16 protein-coding genes are annotated in these 16,002 nt (G+C 57.7%); 1 reads left to right on the top strand and 15 read right to left on the bottom strand.

Annotated features, from left to right (window positions below; all coding sequences use genetic code 11):
* Window positions 1–302: 302 nt before the first annotated feature.
* The 8 genes from ML541_RS08625 to ML541_RS08590 form a co-directional block, all read right to left on the bottom strand.
* A complete protein-coding gene (locus ML541_RS08625) occupies window positions 303–677 on the bottom strand; it encodes a response regulator (RefSeq protein WP_243372323.1) in 375 nt (124 codons plus the stop codon).
* 295 nt (window positions 678–972) lie between these two features.
* A complete protein-coding gene (ftsH, locus tag ML541_RS08620) occupies window positions 973–2,727 on the bottom strand; it encodes an ATP-dependent zinc metalloprotease FtsH (RefSeq protein WP_347710791.1) in 1,755 nt (584 codons plus the stop codon).
* 215 nt (window positions 2,728–2,942) lie between these two features.
* Complete coding sequence (locus tag ML541_RS08615) at window positions 2,943–3,092, bottom strand: lmo0937 family membrane protein (protein WP_243372321.1); 150 nt, start codon at window positions 3,090–3,092, stop codon at window positions 2,943–2,945.
* A 128-nt stretch (window positions 3,093–3,220) separates the two neighbouring features.
* Window positions 3,221–3,973, bottom strand: coding sequence for a class I SAM-dependent methyltransferase (locus ML541_RS08610; RefSeq protein ID WP_243372318.1), 753 nt, complete (start codon window positions 3,971–3,973; stop codon window positions 3,221–3,223).
* Window positions 3,974–3,991: 18 nt separating this feature from the next.
* Window positions 3,992–5,125 carry a DegT/DnrJ/EryC1/StrS family aminotransferase gene (locus tag ML541_RS08605; protein WP_243372316.1) on the bottom strand — a complete coding sequence of 378 codons (1,134 nt, stop codon included), beginning with the start codon at window positions 5,123–5,125 and terminating at the stop codon, window positions 3,992–3,994.
* Window positions 5,106–6,128, bottom strand: coding sequence for a Gfo/Idh/MocA family oxidoreductase (locus ML541_RS08600; RefSeq protein ID WP_243372315.1), 1,023 nt, complete (start codon window positions 6,126–6,128; stop codon window positions 5,106–5,108). Before ML541_RS08600 ends, ML541_RS08605 begins: the two co-directional genes overlap by 20 nt.
* Before the next feature lie 8 nt (window positions 6,129–6,136).
* A complete protein-coding gene (locus ML541_RS08595; protein ID WP_243372314.1) occupies window positions 6,137–7,567 on the bottom strand; it encodes an NDP-hexose 2,3-dehydratase family protein in 1,431 nt (476 codons plus the stop codon).
* Entirely contained in the window at window positions 7,539–8,534 is a 996-nt protein-coding gene (locus ML541_RS08590) for a glycosyltransferase family 2 protein (protein WP_243372313.1), read from the bottom strand. The genes ML541_RS08595 and ML541_RS08590 overlap by 29 nt, the downstream gene beginning before the upstream one ends.
* 290 nt (window positions 8,535–8,824) lie before the next feature.
* On the opposite strand from ML541_RS08590, the gene ML541_RS08585 reads away from it, so the two are divergent.
* Window positions 8,825–9,109, top strand: a complete 285-nt coding sequence (locus ML541_RS08585; protein WP_243372312.1) for a YtxH domain-containing protein — start codon at window positions 8,825–8,827, stop codon at window positions 9,107–9,109.
* Window positions 9,110–9,233: 124 nt separating this feature from the next.
* On the opposite strand, the gene ML541_RS08580 is transcribed toward ML541_RS08585, so the two are convergent.
* From ML541_RS08580 to ML541_RS08550, 7 genes are all read right to left on the bottom strand, one after another.
* A complete protein-coding gene (locus ML541_RS08580) occupies window positions 9,234–10,175 on the bottom strand; it encodes an L-lactate dehydrogenase (protein WP_243372311.1) in 942 nt (313 codons plus the stop codon).
* An 88-nt stretch (window positions 10,176–10,263) separates the two neighbouring features.
* On the bottom strand, window positions 10,264–10,944 hold the full coding sequence (locus tag ML541_RS08575; protein ID WP_243372310.1) for a L,D-transpeptidase family protein: 681 nt from the start codon (window positions 10,942–10,944) through the stop codon (window positions 10,264–10,266).
* Window positions 10,941–12,167 (bottom strand): dicarboxylate/amino acid:cation symporter, encoded by a 1,227-nt coding sequence (locus tag ML541_RS08570; RefSeq protein ID WP_243372309.1) that lies wholly within the window; start codon window positions 12,165–12,167, stop codon window positions 10,941–10,943. Before ML541_RS08570 ends, ML541_RS08575 begins: the two co-directional genes overlap by 4 nt.
* A gap of 147 nt (window positions 12,168–12,314) precedes the next feature.
* On the bottom strand, window positions 12,315–13,208 hold the full coding sequence (locus tag ML541_RS08565; protein WP_243372308.1) for a peptidyl-prolyl cis-trans isomerase: 894 nt from the start codon (window positions 13,206–13,208) through the stop codon (window positions 12,315–12,317).
* Between the two features lie 15 nt (window positions 13,209–13,223).
* Entirely contained in the window at window positions 13,224–13,673 is a 450-nt protein-coding gene (locus tag ML541_RS08560; protein WP_243372307.1) for a nuclear transport factor 2 family protein, read from the bottom strand.
* 14 nt (window positions 13,674–13,687) lie between these two features.
* Window positions 13,688–14,506 (bottom strand): cytochrome c biogenesis protein CcsA, encoded by an 819-nt coding sequence (ccsA, locus tag ML541_RS08555; RefSeq protein WP_243372305.1) that lies wholly within the window; start codon window positions 14,504–14,506, stop codon window positions 13,688–13,690.
* Entirely contained in the window at window positions 14,503–15,849 is a 1,347-nt protein-coding gene (locus ML541_RS08550; RefSeq protein ID WP_243372304.1) for a cytochrome c biogenesis protein ResB, read from the bottom strand. The genes ccsA and ML541_RS08550 overlap by 4 nt, the downstream gene beginning before the upstream one ends.
* Window positions 15,850–16,002 lie beyond the last annotated feature (153 nt).

The raw sequence follows: 16,002 nt of genomic DNA, 5'->3' as shown, positions 1-16,002 counted from the left end.
ACTGAAGAAGAACTGCATTTCATAATTGAAAAGGTGAATCATCGACCCAGAAAATGCCTTAACTACCAGACACCACACGAAGTCTTCTTTCAAAATTCACGTGGTGCACTTGCAATTTGAATCCACCAGGAAAGGCTTGTGGAAAGGGTGCAGATATTCCAAAGGAGGTGCTCCTCGTCCCTTTGATACACGAGGAGAGAGTGGAGAAAGTCGAAGGGGCTACTTAGCTACATAAATATCTTTCAGCCAATGTCACGACAAAAGGGCGCACAGGATCTACCAATATGGAAGATAACAGGCCCTCAATTCAGTGTCCGGCTGTTGAGGAGGCCTCCCACTTCCCTGAGTAGCAGATGAGGCTGCACCGGCTTAGTCACCCATGCATCCGCGCCGCACAAAGCTGCACGCTCCAGTGCTTTCGTCGATTGGTAGCAGACGAGGATAATGGAGACATTCTCATACTCGGGGTCCCTGCGGATCTGGGAACAGAGCAGATCTCCCCCCATGTCCGGCAGGTCGAGCATGGCAATCACCACCTGGGCTCTTACATTGCGTTGCCGCTCAATAGCTTCCATGGCGGTAGCTGCCGTAAAGAGCCGGTACCCCGCCTTCTCCAGAAACGATTTGTTTCTTTCCAGAAAGCCGGGTGAGTCGCTGACGAGTAGGATTTTTCCCATGGTGGTGCTCTATTTCCAGTCTGTTCGTTGCCTGAATAACCGGATACTGGCCTTCCGCTTGCGCCTGACTCATGCGCCGGGTGCCAACAAGTCCACTATCACGAGTACATGCGAAGGTCCCTGCAGGGGGTAGAAAAGAGAGGCAGGGGATGTTCTAATGAAACTCAACCTTTGTACAATACCGTACAGACAATTTCAACAAAAAAATATCACCCTGTTACTAATATTTGTCGTGATTATTTCCAAGCAATATTCTCTGCCGCTTTTGCAGCCGGTAAAAGCTACGACCCCACGATCATTGTCCCTTGATTATCCGCTCGATGTCGGCGCTTTCCAACGTTTCCCTGACAACCAGTTCGCGGGTCAATGCCTCCATGGTTTTCATGTTGTCCAAGAGCAGCCGGCGCACCTGTTCATAGGCCGTGGTAATGATGACTCTGATCTCCCCATCTATCTCCATGCCCGTGGCATCGCTGAACCCCTTGACGGTCTCGCCCTGTCTGGTGCTTTCGTGATTGCCGAAGGCAACCGGGCCAAATGCATCTGACATACCCCATTCGCAGACCATCTTCCGCGCCAGATCCGTTGCCCGTGCCAGATCGTTGCCTGCACCAGTCGTGGTGGTACTGAAGACGATCTCTTCAGCCGCCCGCCCCCCCATGAGCACCTTGAGGTGCGCCAGTAGCATTTCTCTGGTATAGCTGTAGATATCCTCCTCCGGAATCTGCACCGTAACACCCAGGGCACGCCCACGGGGGATGATTGAGACCTTGTGCACCGGGTCGCAGCCCGGCACCAGTTTCGCCACCAGGACATGGCCCGCCTCGTGGCAGGCGGTGCTAAGCTTCACCTGTTCGGAAAGCACCATGGATTTACGTTCCGCTCCCATCAGTACCTTGTCCCTGGCTGTGTCCAGGTCCGCCATGTCCACGGCAGGCTTATTCCCACGTGCAGCAAGTATGGCCGCTTCATTGACGAGGTTTGCCAGGTCAGCGCCGGAAAAACCGGGGGTGCCCCGGGCAACAACCCGCAGATCCACCCCCTCGTCCAGCGGCACAGATTTGGTGTGGACCCTGAGTATGTCTTCCCGCCCCCTGATGTCGGGCACCCCTACCGTCACCTGCCGATCGAATCGCCCCGGTCTGAGCAGCGCAGGGTCCAGCACCTCCGGCCTGTTGGTGGCGCCGATGACGACGATGCCGGTGTTAGCACTGAAGCCATCCATCTCTACCAGCAGCTGGTTGAGGGTCTGGTCCCGCTCGTCATTCGCCCCGTTGCCGCCGGCGTCACGTTTGCGGCCGACCGCATCCAGCTCGTCGATGAAGATGATGCACGGCGCTGCTTTCCGTCCCTGGGCAAAGAGGTCCCTGACCCTTGATGAGCCCACCCCCACATACATCTCGATAAACTCAGATCCCGACATGAAAAAGAAGGGGACACCGGCCTCTCCGGCGACGGCCCGGGCAAGGAGTGTCTTTCCCGTGCCCGGCGGGCCGACGAGCAGAATGCCGGTGGGCATTTTGCCGCCGAGCCGGGAAAATCTCCCCGGGTCCCGGAGAAATTCCACCGTCTCCTGCAGGTCGGTCTTCGCCTCTTCGACCCCGGCCACATCGGTAAAACAGGTATCGGTGCAGGACAGGTCGACAAGCTTCGCCTTGCTTCGGCCGAAAATAGCCAGTCGCTTCATGATCAGGAAGATCGGCACTAGCACCAACACGAGCAGGCACAACTCCACCCAATGGGAAGGCGCTGCCTGGGGTGTGGCGGCAAAATCGATGTGCCGGGCCAGCAACAACCTCGACAGTTCTGCATCCATGGGACGATAGAGAGTGAATTTGACCCCGGACCTGCCGTGGGCGGTAATGGCGTCCCCTTCACTGCGTACCTTGACGATTTCGCCGGCATTGACCTTATCGACGAAGGTCGTATAGCTGATGCGGCCTTTCTCCTCTTCGCTCCGCGCCTTCCAGGCGGCCGTCCCGCAGGCGACTGCAATAAAGACCAGGAGCAGTACCAGTATTTTTATCAGACGAATCTTCTTCGGGTTCATCATTACCTCGCACGCAGCATTATTGCCCATTGGGGCATATGTTCACAGGGTAATGAAACGAAAGGGCTTTGCATGTGACGGCAGATACATTGAGAACGGTTTCAGGGGTAGGACTCGCGAAGGATGCCTTTACCAGGTCATAGCCGCCTGTGTTGAATCAGGCCCACAAAAAAACCCGGCTTGAGCCGGGTCTGTTGAATATCCTGCAGCTGCCGCTAGAGGGGGCGCCGGCCGGAAAGAAGATTCACAATGACCATGATGATGGCAATAACGAGCAACAAATGGATCAGCCCTCCAAGGGTATAGCTGGTAACTAGCCCCAGCAACCAGAGAATCAGCAGGATTACTACGATCGTCCAGAGCATGCGATCCTCCTTTCGGCCCTTTGCCGTTTTAGCAGGTTGTCAAAAACCCTTAGGGCCATATTCTGTAGAATGCCTTCCAAGATAAGTATAGCCAATAATACCCATTCCGCCCGCCAAATGTGTCCGGCCTAGGACTTGGGCTTGCGGGCCAATATATACAGGGATGTGCCGAAGGGAAGGCTGCAGCTGCACAGAAAACGGTTCTCTGCACGAACGAACTGCAAGAGCATGGCATTGACTGCCGCCGGCGGAAGGGAAACGTCCGAATCAACCTCTTCTGCCTGCGGCGGATGGGGAAGGAGCTTTTTAATCAGCCGATAGATGGCGATGGGGATGAACAGGAACCCAAGGCGGTAGGTGGCTCTTTCAATGGCGAAGCCCTGTCCGGCGATGATGGGCAAAAGGCTGTCGCGGGTGTACCGCTTGCGAGTGTGCACGGCAATATCGTGGGTGCTGCGGAGAAATTCGAAGGCGACCAGGTTGAGGATGAGGAGCCCCCCCGGCTTCAGCGCCCGAAAAAACCGGGCGAGGACCTCCCCCTCGTCTTTGATTGCCTTGTGATAGAGGACATCGATGGAGGTGATGACATCGTAACGGTTTGTACCCAGATCAGCCTCATTCAGATCGGCCTGAAACAGGCCGTCGATACCCCGCAAACGGCTGAAAGAGAGCGCTTGCGGTGAGGCGTCACATCCTTCCACTGTGCCAAACCTCTGCAGAAGCTGGCAAAGTCTTCCAGTTCCGCAGCCGGCATCAAGAATGGCCAGGGGAGCTTCACCCTTTTCACCTGCGAAGGTTTCCAGTATCAGCTCGTGGAGGCCCACATACCACCAATGGCGGTCTTCCACCCCGAACATCCGTTTATATTCCCGCTGATTCATCTCCGCTCCGGGCCACGTCTACCTTGTGCTGAAAAACGTGCGGATTGTCTCGATCACCCGCTGCCCATAGCTTTCGGGCAGTTCAGGGTACATGGGCAGTGAAAGGATCTCCCCTGCCAGCCGTTCCGTAACCGGCAGGCGCCCCTCACCATAACCGAGAAAACGGTAGCCGCGCATGAGATGAATGGGAGTCGGATAGTTGATGCGGGTCTCGATCCCTGCGGCGGCAAGGTGCTGCATCAGCGCGTCACGCCGCCCGGTCCTGATGGTATAGAGATACCACTGGTGGGTATTGCCGTTACGGACCACCGGCAGGGCCACATCCCCCACTCCGCGCAGCCCCTCTTCATAAAGTGCTGCCAGCTTCGTCCGTAGCCGGACCTCTTCGTCCACCCTTGCCAGCCGCAGCTGCAGGATGGCCGCCTGGACCTCATCCAGCCGTGAATTGAACCCTTCCTCTTCGGCGTAATATCCCCCTTCCATGCCGTAAAAGCGCAGTCGCCTCAGGCGTTCATGCAGGTCAGGACTCCGGGTGACAGCCATGCCGGCATCACCGTATGCTCCGACCACTTTGGTGGGATAGAAGGAAAAAGCGCCGATCTCTCCGAAACTGCCGACCCGTTTGCCGCGGTAGATTGCTCCGGCTGCTTGGGCACAGTCCTCGACAACGTGGAGTCCCCTCTTTGCCGCCAGTTGCAGAAGCGGCTCCATATCCACCGCCTGGCCATATAGGTGCACGGGCAAAATGCAGCGGGTAGCGGGGGTTATCGCCTGCTCCAGGCGTGCCACATCCATGAGAAATGTTTCTTCTTCCACATCGACGAAGACGGGGGCAGCCCCGGCAGCCCTGATGGCGGCTACGGTCGGCACCGCGGTGTTGGCAACGGTGAGCACCTCGGCTCCCGCTCCGATATCCAGGGTTTTCAGGGCAAGAAAGAGGGCATCGGTCCCCGAATTGACCCCGACGCCGAACGGGGTGCCGCAGAATGCAGCAAACTCCTCCTCGAACCGGGTTACCTCGTTCCCGAGAATCAGGCGGCCGGAGGAAAAGACCTTGTCCACCAGGGCAAGGATCTCTTCCCTGTTCCGCCGGTAGTTGTCCCGGTAGTCCCAATAGCGGATCTGGATCTGGCTATCGCCGCAGTTCTTCATGATGACATCCCTTTCTCATCTGCTCCGCCATGGACGCCAGCTGCAGATTGCGTTCACGGGCCGCCGTGAAATCTCCGCCACCAAGGACCATGGTGCAGACATCCTCGATCATGAGCCGGAAATGATCGGCGGGAGGCACGGTAAAGGAAATATCTTTGCCGCCGCTGATAACCCGGATGCGGTTCGCCATCTCCGGCGGCGTCGTATAGGCGCGATCGACCCTGATGCTCCCCTCTTCCCCGACGATCTCGTAGCTGCTCTCATAGGGCTGGCCGAAGGCGAGCGAGCAGGAAAAGATTTCCCCGGCCGTGGTCAGGGCAGTGCCGTGGATGGCCACGTTGAGGTCGTTCTGGTCCAGGGCATATCCCCTGAATGAGCGCCACGCCCCCTTGAGAAAGAACCAGGCCGTCCCCACCGCATATCGTGCCAGGTCATGAAAGGCCCCTCCCCCCCTGGCCGGGTCGAGCCTGAAGTTGCCGACGGCAGGAGCGGGAAAGGTGAAGACGCTGCGCACCGTCCTGACTGTCCCGATGGCGTCCCCGTCGATGATTTCTTTGACCGCGGCATGCTGGGGATGATGCAAATACATGAGGTTTTCGAAGAGCAGCAGCCCACGTTTCTCGGCACAGGCCAGCATTTTCCTGACGGAAGCCAGGGAGAGGCCGAGGGGCTTTTCACAGATGACGTGCTTGCCGGCCTGTAGGGCACGGAGGACAAACTCTTCGTGGAGATGGTTGGGGGGCGACAGGTAGACAAGCTGTATCTGGGGATCGGCCAGAAGCTCTCCGTAACCGACCGGCTCGACCGGCAGGTTCGGCCAGGTGGCTGCCGCTTGAGCCGGGTCCCTGCTGGCGATCCCCCGCAGGACGGCTCCCTTTGCCTGTGCGAGTGCCGGGATGAACTTGCGCCGGGCGATATCGGAACATCCAAGGATGCCAACCCTCACCTTTGCACCGGCAGTGGGCGCCCGTTCGGAAGATGTTACGTGATCCCGGCTCTGCATCCGATCCCTCACAGCAGGCAGGCAATGATGCTTCGCGCGCAGGAATTGACCGTTTCTCCCAGCCGGAGGAAGAAGCGGAGCTGAGTTTCGGAAATCCAGCTGAAGTCCGGGGGAAGCGGCAGATTGTAACCGGCAGGGAGTTCGCAGATGCGGTGCAGGTGCGCCTCATGGTAAAAACGGGCCCCCTCCTCGGCCTGATGGTTCTGCCACAGCAGTGGAAACTTGCTGCCGGTGGAAAACTCCTCGAAGAGGAACGGTTTCGGCAGCTTAGCATTGCCGGCATAGTTGCTGGGGGTGAACTGGACGGTAGGACCCAGCTGCACCATGGTCCTGTTTCCCACCTCAGCCTTGGCCTGCATGAGAAAATGCCGTTCCCCCTGTCGTACCTGCGTCAGGAGGCCGATAATGCCCATCTGGGGATTGTCGAGGATCGGCTGGCTCCAGGCGGATACCTCCCGCCCGACCGACCGCACCTGAATGCCGATGACCCTGAAAAAGCGCTTTTCCAGATGGGAAAAGCACCCATCACGGTCCAGCGACCATTCCTTCAAGGTCTTCAACCCCTGGCGCTTCACAGTCATGTGATTCGTTGCCTTTTCATCGTCCAGCCACTGAATCGCGTCGGCGAGGGATGCCATATCTTCCCGCAGACAGCTCTGTTCGGCCCGCGGGAAGACCAGCGAGGAAAGAATGCTTCGGGTACAGGCATGGATCAGGTTGTCGCGTCTGAGCAGCATTGCTATCTGGCGCAGGGTGAGCCAGATGAAAGGGTCGGGAAGTTCTTCCAGCTCATCCTCGCCGACACGGACGATCATGTTCCGGTTGGATTTGAAGAGGAAACGCCCGCCGTCCTCCGTCTGCAGTTTGGCGAACAGCACCCTTTCCGGTAAAGGCTTGAGGAAATAGCTGAGCAGCGGCGGCAGCGCGCCGCCATGAGCCTTGGTGTAGTTGCTGTAGGTAGCCTGGACCGTGGGGGACAGCTGCACGGAGTTGATGTTGCCCGGTTCCTCCTTTGCCTGCAAACAGAAATGAAGTACGCCGTTGATGCTCTTGACAAGGATGCCGAGAATACCGATTTCCGGCTGGTCGATCATCGGCTGGTCCCACTCTATATCGCCACCGAGGCTACGGTGCCTGGCCTTCACGCCGGTAATGGTGAAAAACATGCCGGAGTCATGTCCGATGTTGCCGGTCTCCGGGTCGATCACCCAATTGGCCATTGCCGCCAGGGGGATGGGTTCTACCTGCAGCCGGGGCGAAGCCAGACGTCGCCCGATCCAGTCAAAAACCCAGTCATCGGCATGGAGCGAGGTGCCTGCTCCGCGCGAGTGCGCGATCTCTGCAGCGACAGCCCCGCTGAAGCTCAGGATGTCACCCCTTGAGGTAAACTCCTCCGTATCCCGGCCGTGATCAGTTGCCGGTCTGCTTGTCGTGGTCATGGTTATGTCCCGTGTGGATGGCAGCTATCTGCACTTTTTTCCGGGCCGAAAATTTTTCCCGTATGACGAACTGGGGATCACAGTTGAGGGCAAGGTAAATCCGCCCCACGTATTCTCCCACCACACTGACGGCAAGGAGCTGGAAACCGCGGAAAAATGAGGTGAGTGCAATGAGGGTCTCGTATTCGGTAGGGTCCTGACGGCTGGGGAGGAGGGCATCGAGGAGGGAAGTCCCCCCCACATAGATTCCGATAATTGTCATGATCAGCCCCGCAACGCCGAGAAGCCGGAGCGGGATCAGTGAGTAGCTGACAACCATATTGCCCCAGAGGGAGATCAGCTTGCCTATGGTATAGTTGGACCGGCCATGCCGTCTCTTGTCGTGGCGCACCTCCACCCTGCCGATATTGGAGGTTGCCCGGAAGATGATGGCGTCGATGTACGGATCGGGGCCTGTGTATCTGACCACTTCGTCCAGGAGAAAACGGTTCATGATCTTAAAACTGGAGAGGTAAAGATCGGCGGGCTTCTGCAGGATGACGTTGGCCATCTTGTCGTTCAAGGTACTCCCCAGATTGCGGAAGAGATTGTCCTTCTTAACCGGGTAATGGGTATAGACCACGTCATACCCCTTTTCGATCTCGGCCACCATGCGGCTGATTTCCTCGGGGGGATTCTGAAAATCATCGTCCATGATGACGGCATAATCGCCGGTGGCATGATTGAGACCTGCCATGACGGCACAATGCTCACCGAAATTCCGGGCGAGCCTGATGTAGGTCAGCGATTCGGGATAGGCCTCGTGGAGGCGCCGGCAGATGATATGGCTGCTGTCCCTGCTGTTGTCGTTGACGAGGACGATTTCCAGTTCAAATCTGCTGCCGTATAGATCGAACAAGGTTTTACAAAGGGACTCGATGGTTTTTTCGGCATTATAGACAGGTATAACGATAGAGAGTCTGGTCATGACAACTCCTTCAAACCATTGCAGGAAAGCATGTCCCTGTCGCCTCTGCAGGTGAAATACCGGCACGGCGGCGATAAAAGGTATTGCATCTATCCGATTCCTTTAGTTTTTTCACAAGTGAAAAATACAAGAGTATCGTAAAATAGGCAAGGTTTTTAACCTGTGCTGCCGGCCTTCCTTCGCCTTAAGCAGCTATGTCTCCGGAATTTGCCCCCTTTGATTCACATGGAGACACCACATGCTATAATTGAGAAAAGATTGATCTGCGAATCATGAGAAAGGGGGTAACTATGGCAGAGAAGTGTTCAGGCACGGGTGCAATGTTGTCTTTTCTGGCTGGGGCAGCGGTTGGCACAGGGCTGGCGCTGCTTTACGCCCCGAAGACCGGCAAGGAGGTACGGGGGCAGATCACCGATTTCAGTAACGAGACCATGACCAAGATGAAAGGATACGGCAGCCAGGCCCAGGACAAGATGAAAAGCTTTTACAACGCCGGTCGGGACATGTTCCGGGAAAAGCGGGAGCAGATGTCCAGTTCCATGGAAAGCGGTGAAGAACCGCTGGGACGTGCATGACATTGGCCGACGACAACGATGGAAAAAACGCCCCATGGAGAACCATGGGGCGTTTTTTTCGGTAAACAATGCCTCCTCTGCTCTCTTTTCCAACTCCTGCCGATCCTTCCGCGCAATGTTCCCGTCACCCCCCGATACTGTCTATGGCATTGCGCACCACCCGCGCACTATTCCGCAGCCCTTCACGCTCCATCTCATCCAGTGCCGGCGGGAAGGTCTCCAGCACACCCCGCCCCCCCACCAGATGCGGCAGGGCAACGGTCACATTCCCCACCCCCTCCACCTCAGGCAAGGGAGTGCAGATGGTCAGGATCGAACGCCGGTCATAGACAATGACCTCGACGATATTGGCAAGGGCGCTGCCTATGCCGTAGTAGGTGGCCTGCTTGCCGGTGATGATCTCGTAGGCGGCATGTCTGACCTGATGATCGATGGAGGCGATCAGTCCCGGCGGGAAGGACGCCCCCTTGCGATGGGCGAAGGCATCGAGCGGCATCCCCCCCACCGTCACCGTCGACCATCCCATGACCTCGGAATCCCCATGCTCACCCAAAACATAGGCATGAACATGCCGCGGATCAATGCCGAGTGAGGAGCCGAGCAGACTGCGAAAGCGGGCCGTGTCAAGGGTGGTGCCGGAGCCGACCACCCGCGACGGGGCGAACTCCAGCTCTTCGGCGATGGAGGCAGCAAGGTGGGTCAATACATCAACCGGATTGCTCGCCACAAGCAGCACCGCATCGCCTGCGTGCCGCAACACCTGAGGGATGACCTCGCGGAAGATAGCCGCATTTCGCTCCAGGAGCTGCAACCGGGTTTCCCCCGGCTTCTGTCCGACCCCGGCGGCAATCAGCACCACCGAAGCCCCTTCCAGGTCTTCATATTCACCGGCGACCACTTCCAGGGCATGGGCAAAGGGGACGGCATGGGAAATATCAGCTGCCTCGGCCCTGGCACGGGCACGGTTCACGTCAACCATGACCAGCTTCCGGCCGACCCCGCGCATGACCATGGCATAAGCGGCCGTTGCTCCCACAAAACCGCAACCGACGATACCTATCTTCATGAGCACCTCCACGTGGCGGAAGTATCGAGACACCACTGTTAAGTATAACAGCTTGGACAGGCCGCAGGTATGCCGGAGGGAACTTTGGTTAGGGACAGGCGGCGCCGATGACCGCCGCCGGATGCCGCCGGGGGTCGAGCCAGCGCAGGATGCGGAGGATATCAGACTCGGTCATGGCCACGCAACCGGCGGTGGGTGTCTTTCCGTCGCGCCGGATATGGAAAAAGATTGCGCTCCCGGCGCCGGAGACAACGGGATGGGTATTGTACTCGATGACGATGCCGTATTTGTAGAGGTCATCGGCCCGCCTCATGATCTCGTGGGAGGCCCCCTGCCCCAGGCCTTTCCTGACGAGGGTGTTGTAGAGGGGGGAGGAGGGATCGTCAATCCAGATCATGTCCTGAGTAAGGACGATATAGGGAATGGCTGTCTGCAGCGGCTCGTAACCAAAGCCCCGTTCCAGGGAGAATATCCCCCCCGGAGTCCGGCCATCCCCTTCCCTTTTTTCTCCCGGCCCGGCCAGGCCGTTTCTGCCGAACACTGCCGGCATGGCCTCGCCGACCCTGTGCCAGGCACCGTTTTCTCGCTGGTAGAGCCGGACCGTCCCTCCGAACGGGGAAGGTTCACCCGCCGAAACCACCACCGCCTGCCCCATCTCTTGGGGAACTCCCGGCAGACAGCTTTCAGCGGCACCTTTCGGCTGGTGCTGGCATCCCGCCAGCAGCAAGAAAATCAACAGGAGCAAAATGGCGAGGAAACATGCTCTCACGGCGCCCCCCCTGCTCCCTCCTGCCAGCCAGCTCCATCGGCCAGGCGCGCAACGAGCATGGCCGCCACATTGTCTCCGGTGGCATTAAGCAGTGTGGCCAGGGGGTCAATTATAACGCTGATGGCAGCTAAAAGCGGCAGGGTTTCGGGTGGGAAGCCAAAGACCGACAAAATCAGCATCTCACCGATCATACCGCCGCTGGGAATGGCCCCCATGACCACCCCGACGAGAATAGCCACCCCCACCACCACGACCATGCGCCCCAGGGTCAGTTCCTGGTGAAACAGGCTCATGGCAAAAAGCACTTTGAGCACACCGCCGATGACCGAGCCATCCTTGTGCAGAGCAGCCCCCACCGGAATGACAACATCGCTGATCCCGCGGGGCACCCCCATCTTCGGCGCCGCCTCCAGGTTGACCGGCACTGTCGCCATACTGGAACAGGTGCCGAGGGCGGTCAAGGAAGGGCTGAGCATGTGTGCCCAGAAGCGGCCGACGGCAGCTCGTCCCCCGGCCAGAACGGCATAGAGGGAAAAACCCCCGACGAAATAACAGGCGGACAAGGTATAGTAAACGATGAAGACCTTGAAGTAGGCCGTCGCAAGGGCCTCGCCGGTATCGACGACCGTGGCGGCGAACCAGGCCAGCAGCCCGATCGGTGCCACATACATGACGTAGTCAATCATGCGGATGAAGACCTGGGAGCCGCCGGCAAGGAAGCGAGCGAATGGCGCCCCCGCCTCCTTGCAGGAACGGGTCGCCAGACCGACGCCGATGGAAAAAACGATCAGTGGGAGCATGGATCTGCGGGAGATCAATTCAGGAAAATCGGTAGCGGTGAAGGCCTTGACCAGCTGGGCCAGGAATGAGGGGACCTGCTGCACCGGCTGACCGGCAAGGACGACCCCGGCGCCGGGGGCAGGCTGGACAACGAGCATGAACAACAAAGCACAGAGGGCGGCAACAACGCTTGTCGCAGTGAAGACCGCAGCCATGGCCCAGGTGGTCCTGGTCAGGCGCCTGCTGTCGCCACTGGCCGCAATGCTGGAGGAAACGGTGAAAAAGACCAGCGGCACGATGATCATGAAAAGCAGGTTGAGGAACAGCTCCCCCAGCGGCTTGATGGCACCGGCCGTCTCGGGTGAACAGGACCCGAGCAGCAGCCCTGCCATAATGGAACAGACCAGAAGCAGTGAAAAACCATAGGTTTTGAAGAACCGCATGTACACCTCGTACCGATGAGTTTTCAGCATAGCACATGGGCTGCATTAAGGCGAAGGAAGACTTGAAAAACAGCAAGCCGCCTGCCGGTCGAACCGGAGACGGCTTGTCTGTGCAAACGGTGAACCGGCAGGATTGGACAAGAAGACCTACAGGCGACCGATCCGGATATTCATTCCCTGCCGCTGCCGGGCAAGCCACTGCTGCACGGCATCCTTCTTCCTCTCCTGGTAGAGTAGGTGAATCACCTCCCCCTTTGCCTCGCCCCAGCTCTTCTGGTGACCGGAGGTCTTCTCCAGAAGCCGGAAGAGAAAATATCCCCTTCTGGTCTTCACCGGTCCGGCTACCTCTCCAGGTATCGTTTTCTTCAGGAGCGGCACCATCTCATCGGGAAAATTTCCTTCCGGCGTCAGCATGGCAGCCCTGTTGATGCGTCTCAGTTCAGGTGCCTCTTCTTTCAGGGCCCTGAGATCGAACGCAGCAGGCTGTTGCCGGTATTTTGCCAGTAATCGGGCCGCCTCATCAGCGCTGTCGGGGTGTACCAGGTAGACTCGGTAGCTGGGCGGTGCCATAAAATCTTCTCTGTGGCCGTCATAGTAGCGGCGGGCCTTTCCCTCATCAGGGCGCACATGGGTGGCTATGCGATTCTCCACCTTTGCCACCAGCAGGTTTTCCTTCATCTCGCTCCTGAAACCTGCGTCATCCAGGCCATCTTGCTGCAGAGAGCTGCGAAAAGCTGCTTCGGACATAGCTGCCTTGGCCTCAGCAATGCCGGCATCCACTTCCGCCGTGCTCGGGGCAATACCCAATCGCACCCCTTCCTTGCAGAGGAGTTTTCTGTCAATGAGTTCGTCCAGCAGCCGGCGTTTTTCCCCAGCGGTAGCAGCACCAGCGCCGGTAAGCCGCGCCTTTCGGGCGAGCACGCGTTGGAAATCGGCGGCTGCTATGGTGACATCACCGACAACAGCCACCGGCTCATCCTTTTTCCCACAGCCGTTCATCAGTACAAAGCCGGCCAGCAGACACAGCAGCACCTTCTTCACGTCATATACCTCCACTTACTCGTTACGGTTTCTGACAAAGTCCACCTTCCATCCCCCCCCGGTCTTCACCAGGTGGTACTCCAGGCGATACTGCTCTTCCGTCTTGGGTTTGGTGATAGCACCGGTCTTCGCGTCCTGCCACCAGAAGCGCCAGCGCTCCGTCGTCCTGACGGTGGCTGTATCGCCTTTAACCTTGGATTTTTCCAGTTCGAATGCCAGGATCTCCGTTTTCATCACATTGTCGGTGGCTTTAAGCGCCTGGATAACGGGGAATACCTTCTTGATCTCTTTTTCCGCCGTAAAGGGCACCAGGAGATTCAGATTGGCCTCGGCATAAACCGCCTGCATGATGCTCACGTAATTCTTGACGAAGTTTCGCACCTCCTCATCTTCTTTGCTGGGTTTACAGCCGAAAGTGATGAGTGCCAGCGAAACAACGGCAATGAACAGTATTCCTTTTTTCACCGGGAATCCTCCATTTATTGTGCAAACATTTCGGTGTGGATACTGGAACCATGACCGAAACCGAAGAAAAGAAAAATGATGCCGAACAGGGAACCGACGGCCAACCAAGCCGCTTTTTTCCCTTTCCAGCCCAGGGTGATGCGCAGGTGCAGGTTGAGGCCATAAACAAGCCAGGATATCAGCGACCAGGTTTCCACAGGATCCCAGCCCCAGTACCTGCCCCACAGACCGTGGGCCCAGATGGCGCCGCTGCCGATCATCACCGCCTGGCAGAAGAAGCCGAAGAGGATCAGGCGCAGGGAGAGTTCCTCCAAGAGCTTGAGGTCGGGGAGCCGTGCAACCGTCCCGCTGGATCCGCGCTCCTTGAGCAGGTACATTATGCCGTCGGCAAAGGCGAGCAGGTATGAACCGAAGGAAAACCAGGCGAAGAGCACATGGATGAAAAGCCAGTTGCTGCGGAAGGCAGGCTCCAGGGGCTGCAGCTCGGCTCCCACCAGAAGGCCGTTGCCGAGGATGAGCAGGGAGAACGGCGCCACCACTACGCCGAACATGCGGGAGGGGGGAAACCAGCGGCTGAGCCCCTGGTAGATGAGCACCAGGAACCAGATGCCAATCAATGAGTTTTCGTATGTATGCATCACCGGCGCATGGCCGGTGGCATACCAGCGGGCAATGACAGCCAGGGTCTGGCATGCGAAGCCGCCGATGATCAATCTGAAACCATAGACTGGAAAACGCTCCCTTTTGAAGACCATGCCGTTAAGGAAGGCGGCGAAGGCTAGAGCATACCCCGCCATGGATAGCCAGAGGAGGATCTCTTCGTAACGTGTCATCGTTCTATCTCCGTGTCCAGTGCCTGGGCAATAGTCTGCACCTCTTTTTCGAGGAAGGCGGGGTAATAACGGCTGTAACCCCGCAGAGCAACAGTTGTCCCCGCCCCTTGCGGGGACAACTGCAGGGTCAGACAGCGCTCATTGCTGAGGAACCTGATAAACAAGCCGCCAATGCCAACGATCATTCCTGCGATCAAAACGATCAACCCATACTCCCGGCTCACCGTCAGATTGACCCAATTTTTAACCTCAGGGGCTTGCACTTGGTAATCGCCAACGGTCGCACTGGCGCCGATCTTTACCAAGCCCTGATGAATCGGTTTCCCATCACGGTCGATCCGCACCAGGAGAACCGGATTTTTGAGCTCGCGAGTTCGACTGCCGATTTTGTTGCCCTGCTGAATAAAATCTGGGAATAAAAGCACAAACAATCGCATGTCTTTGTTGAGCGGGAAATAGTCCCCGTCTTCTCCATGCCGCAGGTTGAGGAAATAGTCAAAGGCCACCTGCTCCCGCTCCCGCAGCACAAGGTGGGGTGAAAAGCCGAACTCCTGCAGGCTGAATTGCAGCCCCACATATTTTCCCGGTTGGTTGACGCTGAAGGGAAGGCGTTTCCCGCCAATAACCAGGTCGCCCCCGAATTGGACCTTGAACCGCCCTTTGGCATACTGGCCATGGAGGTTCTCCACGGCCAGGTTTACCGACGGCAGCGTCTTCACATCTGCTTTGATCGGCGTATCGACCGCCTCGCGCAGGGGAAGCGTCATCCCTTCCGTGAGCACGAGCTGGCCACTGAAACCGGTCAATACAGAGATCGGCACGGCGAGAAAACAGAGTAGCAGCCCTCCGTGAAAAATTATCGAGCCCCAGAAACCTAGTCGGATCCCCTTCCGGCCACTAATGATCCGGCATGCGCCATCTTTTTCCTTGGCACAGTCCCATCCCTTGCCACGCAACAGCGGCAGGGCTATGCCTTCCACCACATCCGGACCGGCTTCCAGATACTCGGCCACGGCAAAGGAAAAGGCACGTTCAGTGGTAAACTCGGAGATTTTATACCGCCACCACCCCGACAAGCGGTTGACGGTACAGACCAGGGTCGAAAGAAAGAGCAGGAACGTAACCAGCAGGAAGGCGGGACTTTTTACCAAATACGGCGTCGAAAAGGTTTCGCATAGCCTGAAATATAGCGGCTTCTGCTGGGCAAGGAGCGCCCATCCGTCAGGTGGAAGGGTGATTTCGTTCGGCAGAATGGTCGAGGCCACCAAAGCCATGAGTATGACCGAGAGAAGCCATATGGCGGATGTCCGGGAGTTGAGGATCTCGAGCAGCCTTTTGATCAATTCGGATGTTCCTTTGGGTACTGGACGGAATGAGGACACATTTGCAGACAAATAGTAACTATGCCGCTGCAATAGGTCAAGCCGGATTGCCGCATCCCATAAGAAGGGCACCGGCAAAGCCGGTGCCCTAAAAACCTTCGTACATCAATGGCT

The sequence above is a fragment of the Geotalea sp. SG265 genome, assembly GCF_022808985.1.
In the GTDB taxonomy this organism is placed as follows: domain Bacteria; phylum Desulfobacterota; class Desulfuromonadia; order Geobacterales; family Geobacteraceae; genus Geotalea.
This window is presented reverse-complemented; position numbering and strand designations above follow the sequence as displayed.

Bases quoted from the DNA above. Each gene is read 5' to 3' on its own strand.
- ML541_RS08625 (WP_243372323.1), bottom strand. From the start codon at position 677: ATGGGAAAAATCCTACTCGTCAGCGACTCACCCGGCTTTCTGGAAAGA.
- ftsH (WP_347710791.1), bottom strand. From the start codon at position 2,727: ATGAACCCGAAGAAGATTCGTCTGATAAAAATACTGGTACTGCTCCTG.
- ML541_RS08615 (WP_243372321.1), bottom strand. From the start codon at position 3,092: ATGCTCTGGACGATCGTAGTAATCCTGCTGATTCTCTGGTTGCTGGGG.
- ML541_RS08610 (WP_243372318.1), bottom strand. From the start codon at position 3,973: ATGAATCAGCGGGAATATAAACGGATGTTCGGGGTGGAAGACCGCCAT.
- ML541_RS08605 (WP_243372316.1), bottom strand. From the start codon at position 5,125: ATGAAGAACTGCGGCGATAGCCAGATCCAGATCCGCTATTGGGACTAC.
- ML541_RS08600 (WP_243372315.1), bottom strand. From the start codon at position 6,128: ATGCAGAGCCGGGATCACGTAACATCTTCCGAACGGGCGCCCACTGCC.
- ML541_RS08595 (WP_243372314.1), bottom strand. From the start codon at position 7,567: ATGACCACGACAAGCAGACCGGCAACTGATCACGGCCGGGATACGGAG.
- ML541_RS08590 (WP_243372313.1), bottom strand. From the start codon at position 8,534: ATGACCAGACTCTCTATCGTTATACCTGTCTATAATGCCGAAAAAACC.
- ML541_RS08585 (WP_243372312.1), top strand. From the start codon at position 8,825: ATGGCAGAGAAGTGTTCAGGCACGGGTGCAATGTTGTCTTTTCTGGCT.
- ML541_RS08580 (WP_243372311.1), bottom strand. From the start codon at position 10,175: ATGAAGATAGGTATCGTCGGTTGCGGTTTTGTGGGAGCAACGGCCGCT.
- ML541_RS08570 (WP_243372309.1), bottom strand. From the start codon at position 12,167: ATGCGGTTCTTCAAAACCTATGGTTTTTCACTGCTTCTGGTCTGTTCC.
- ccsA (WP_243372305.1), bottom strand. From the start codon at position 14,506: ATGACACGTTACGAAGAGATCCTCCTCTGGCTATCCATGGCGGGGTAT.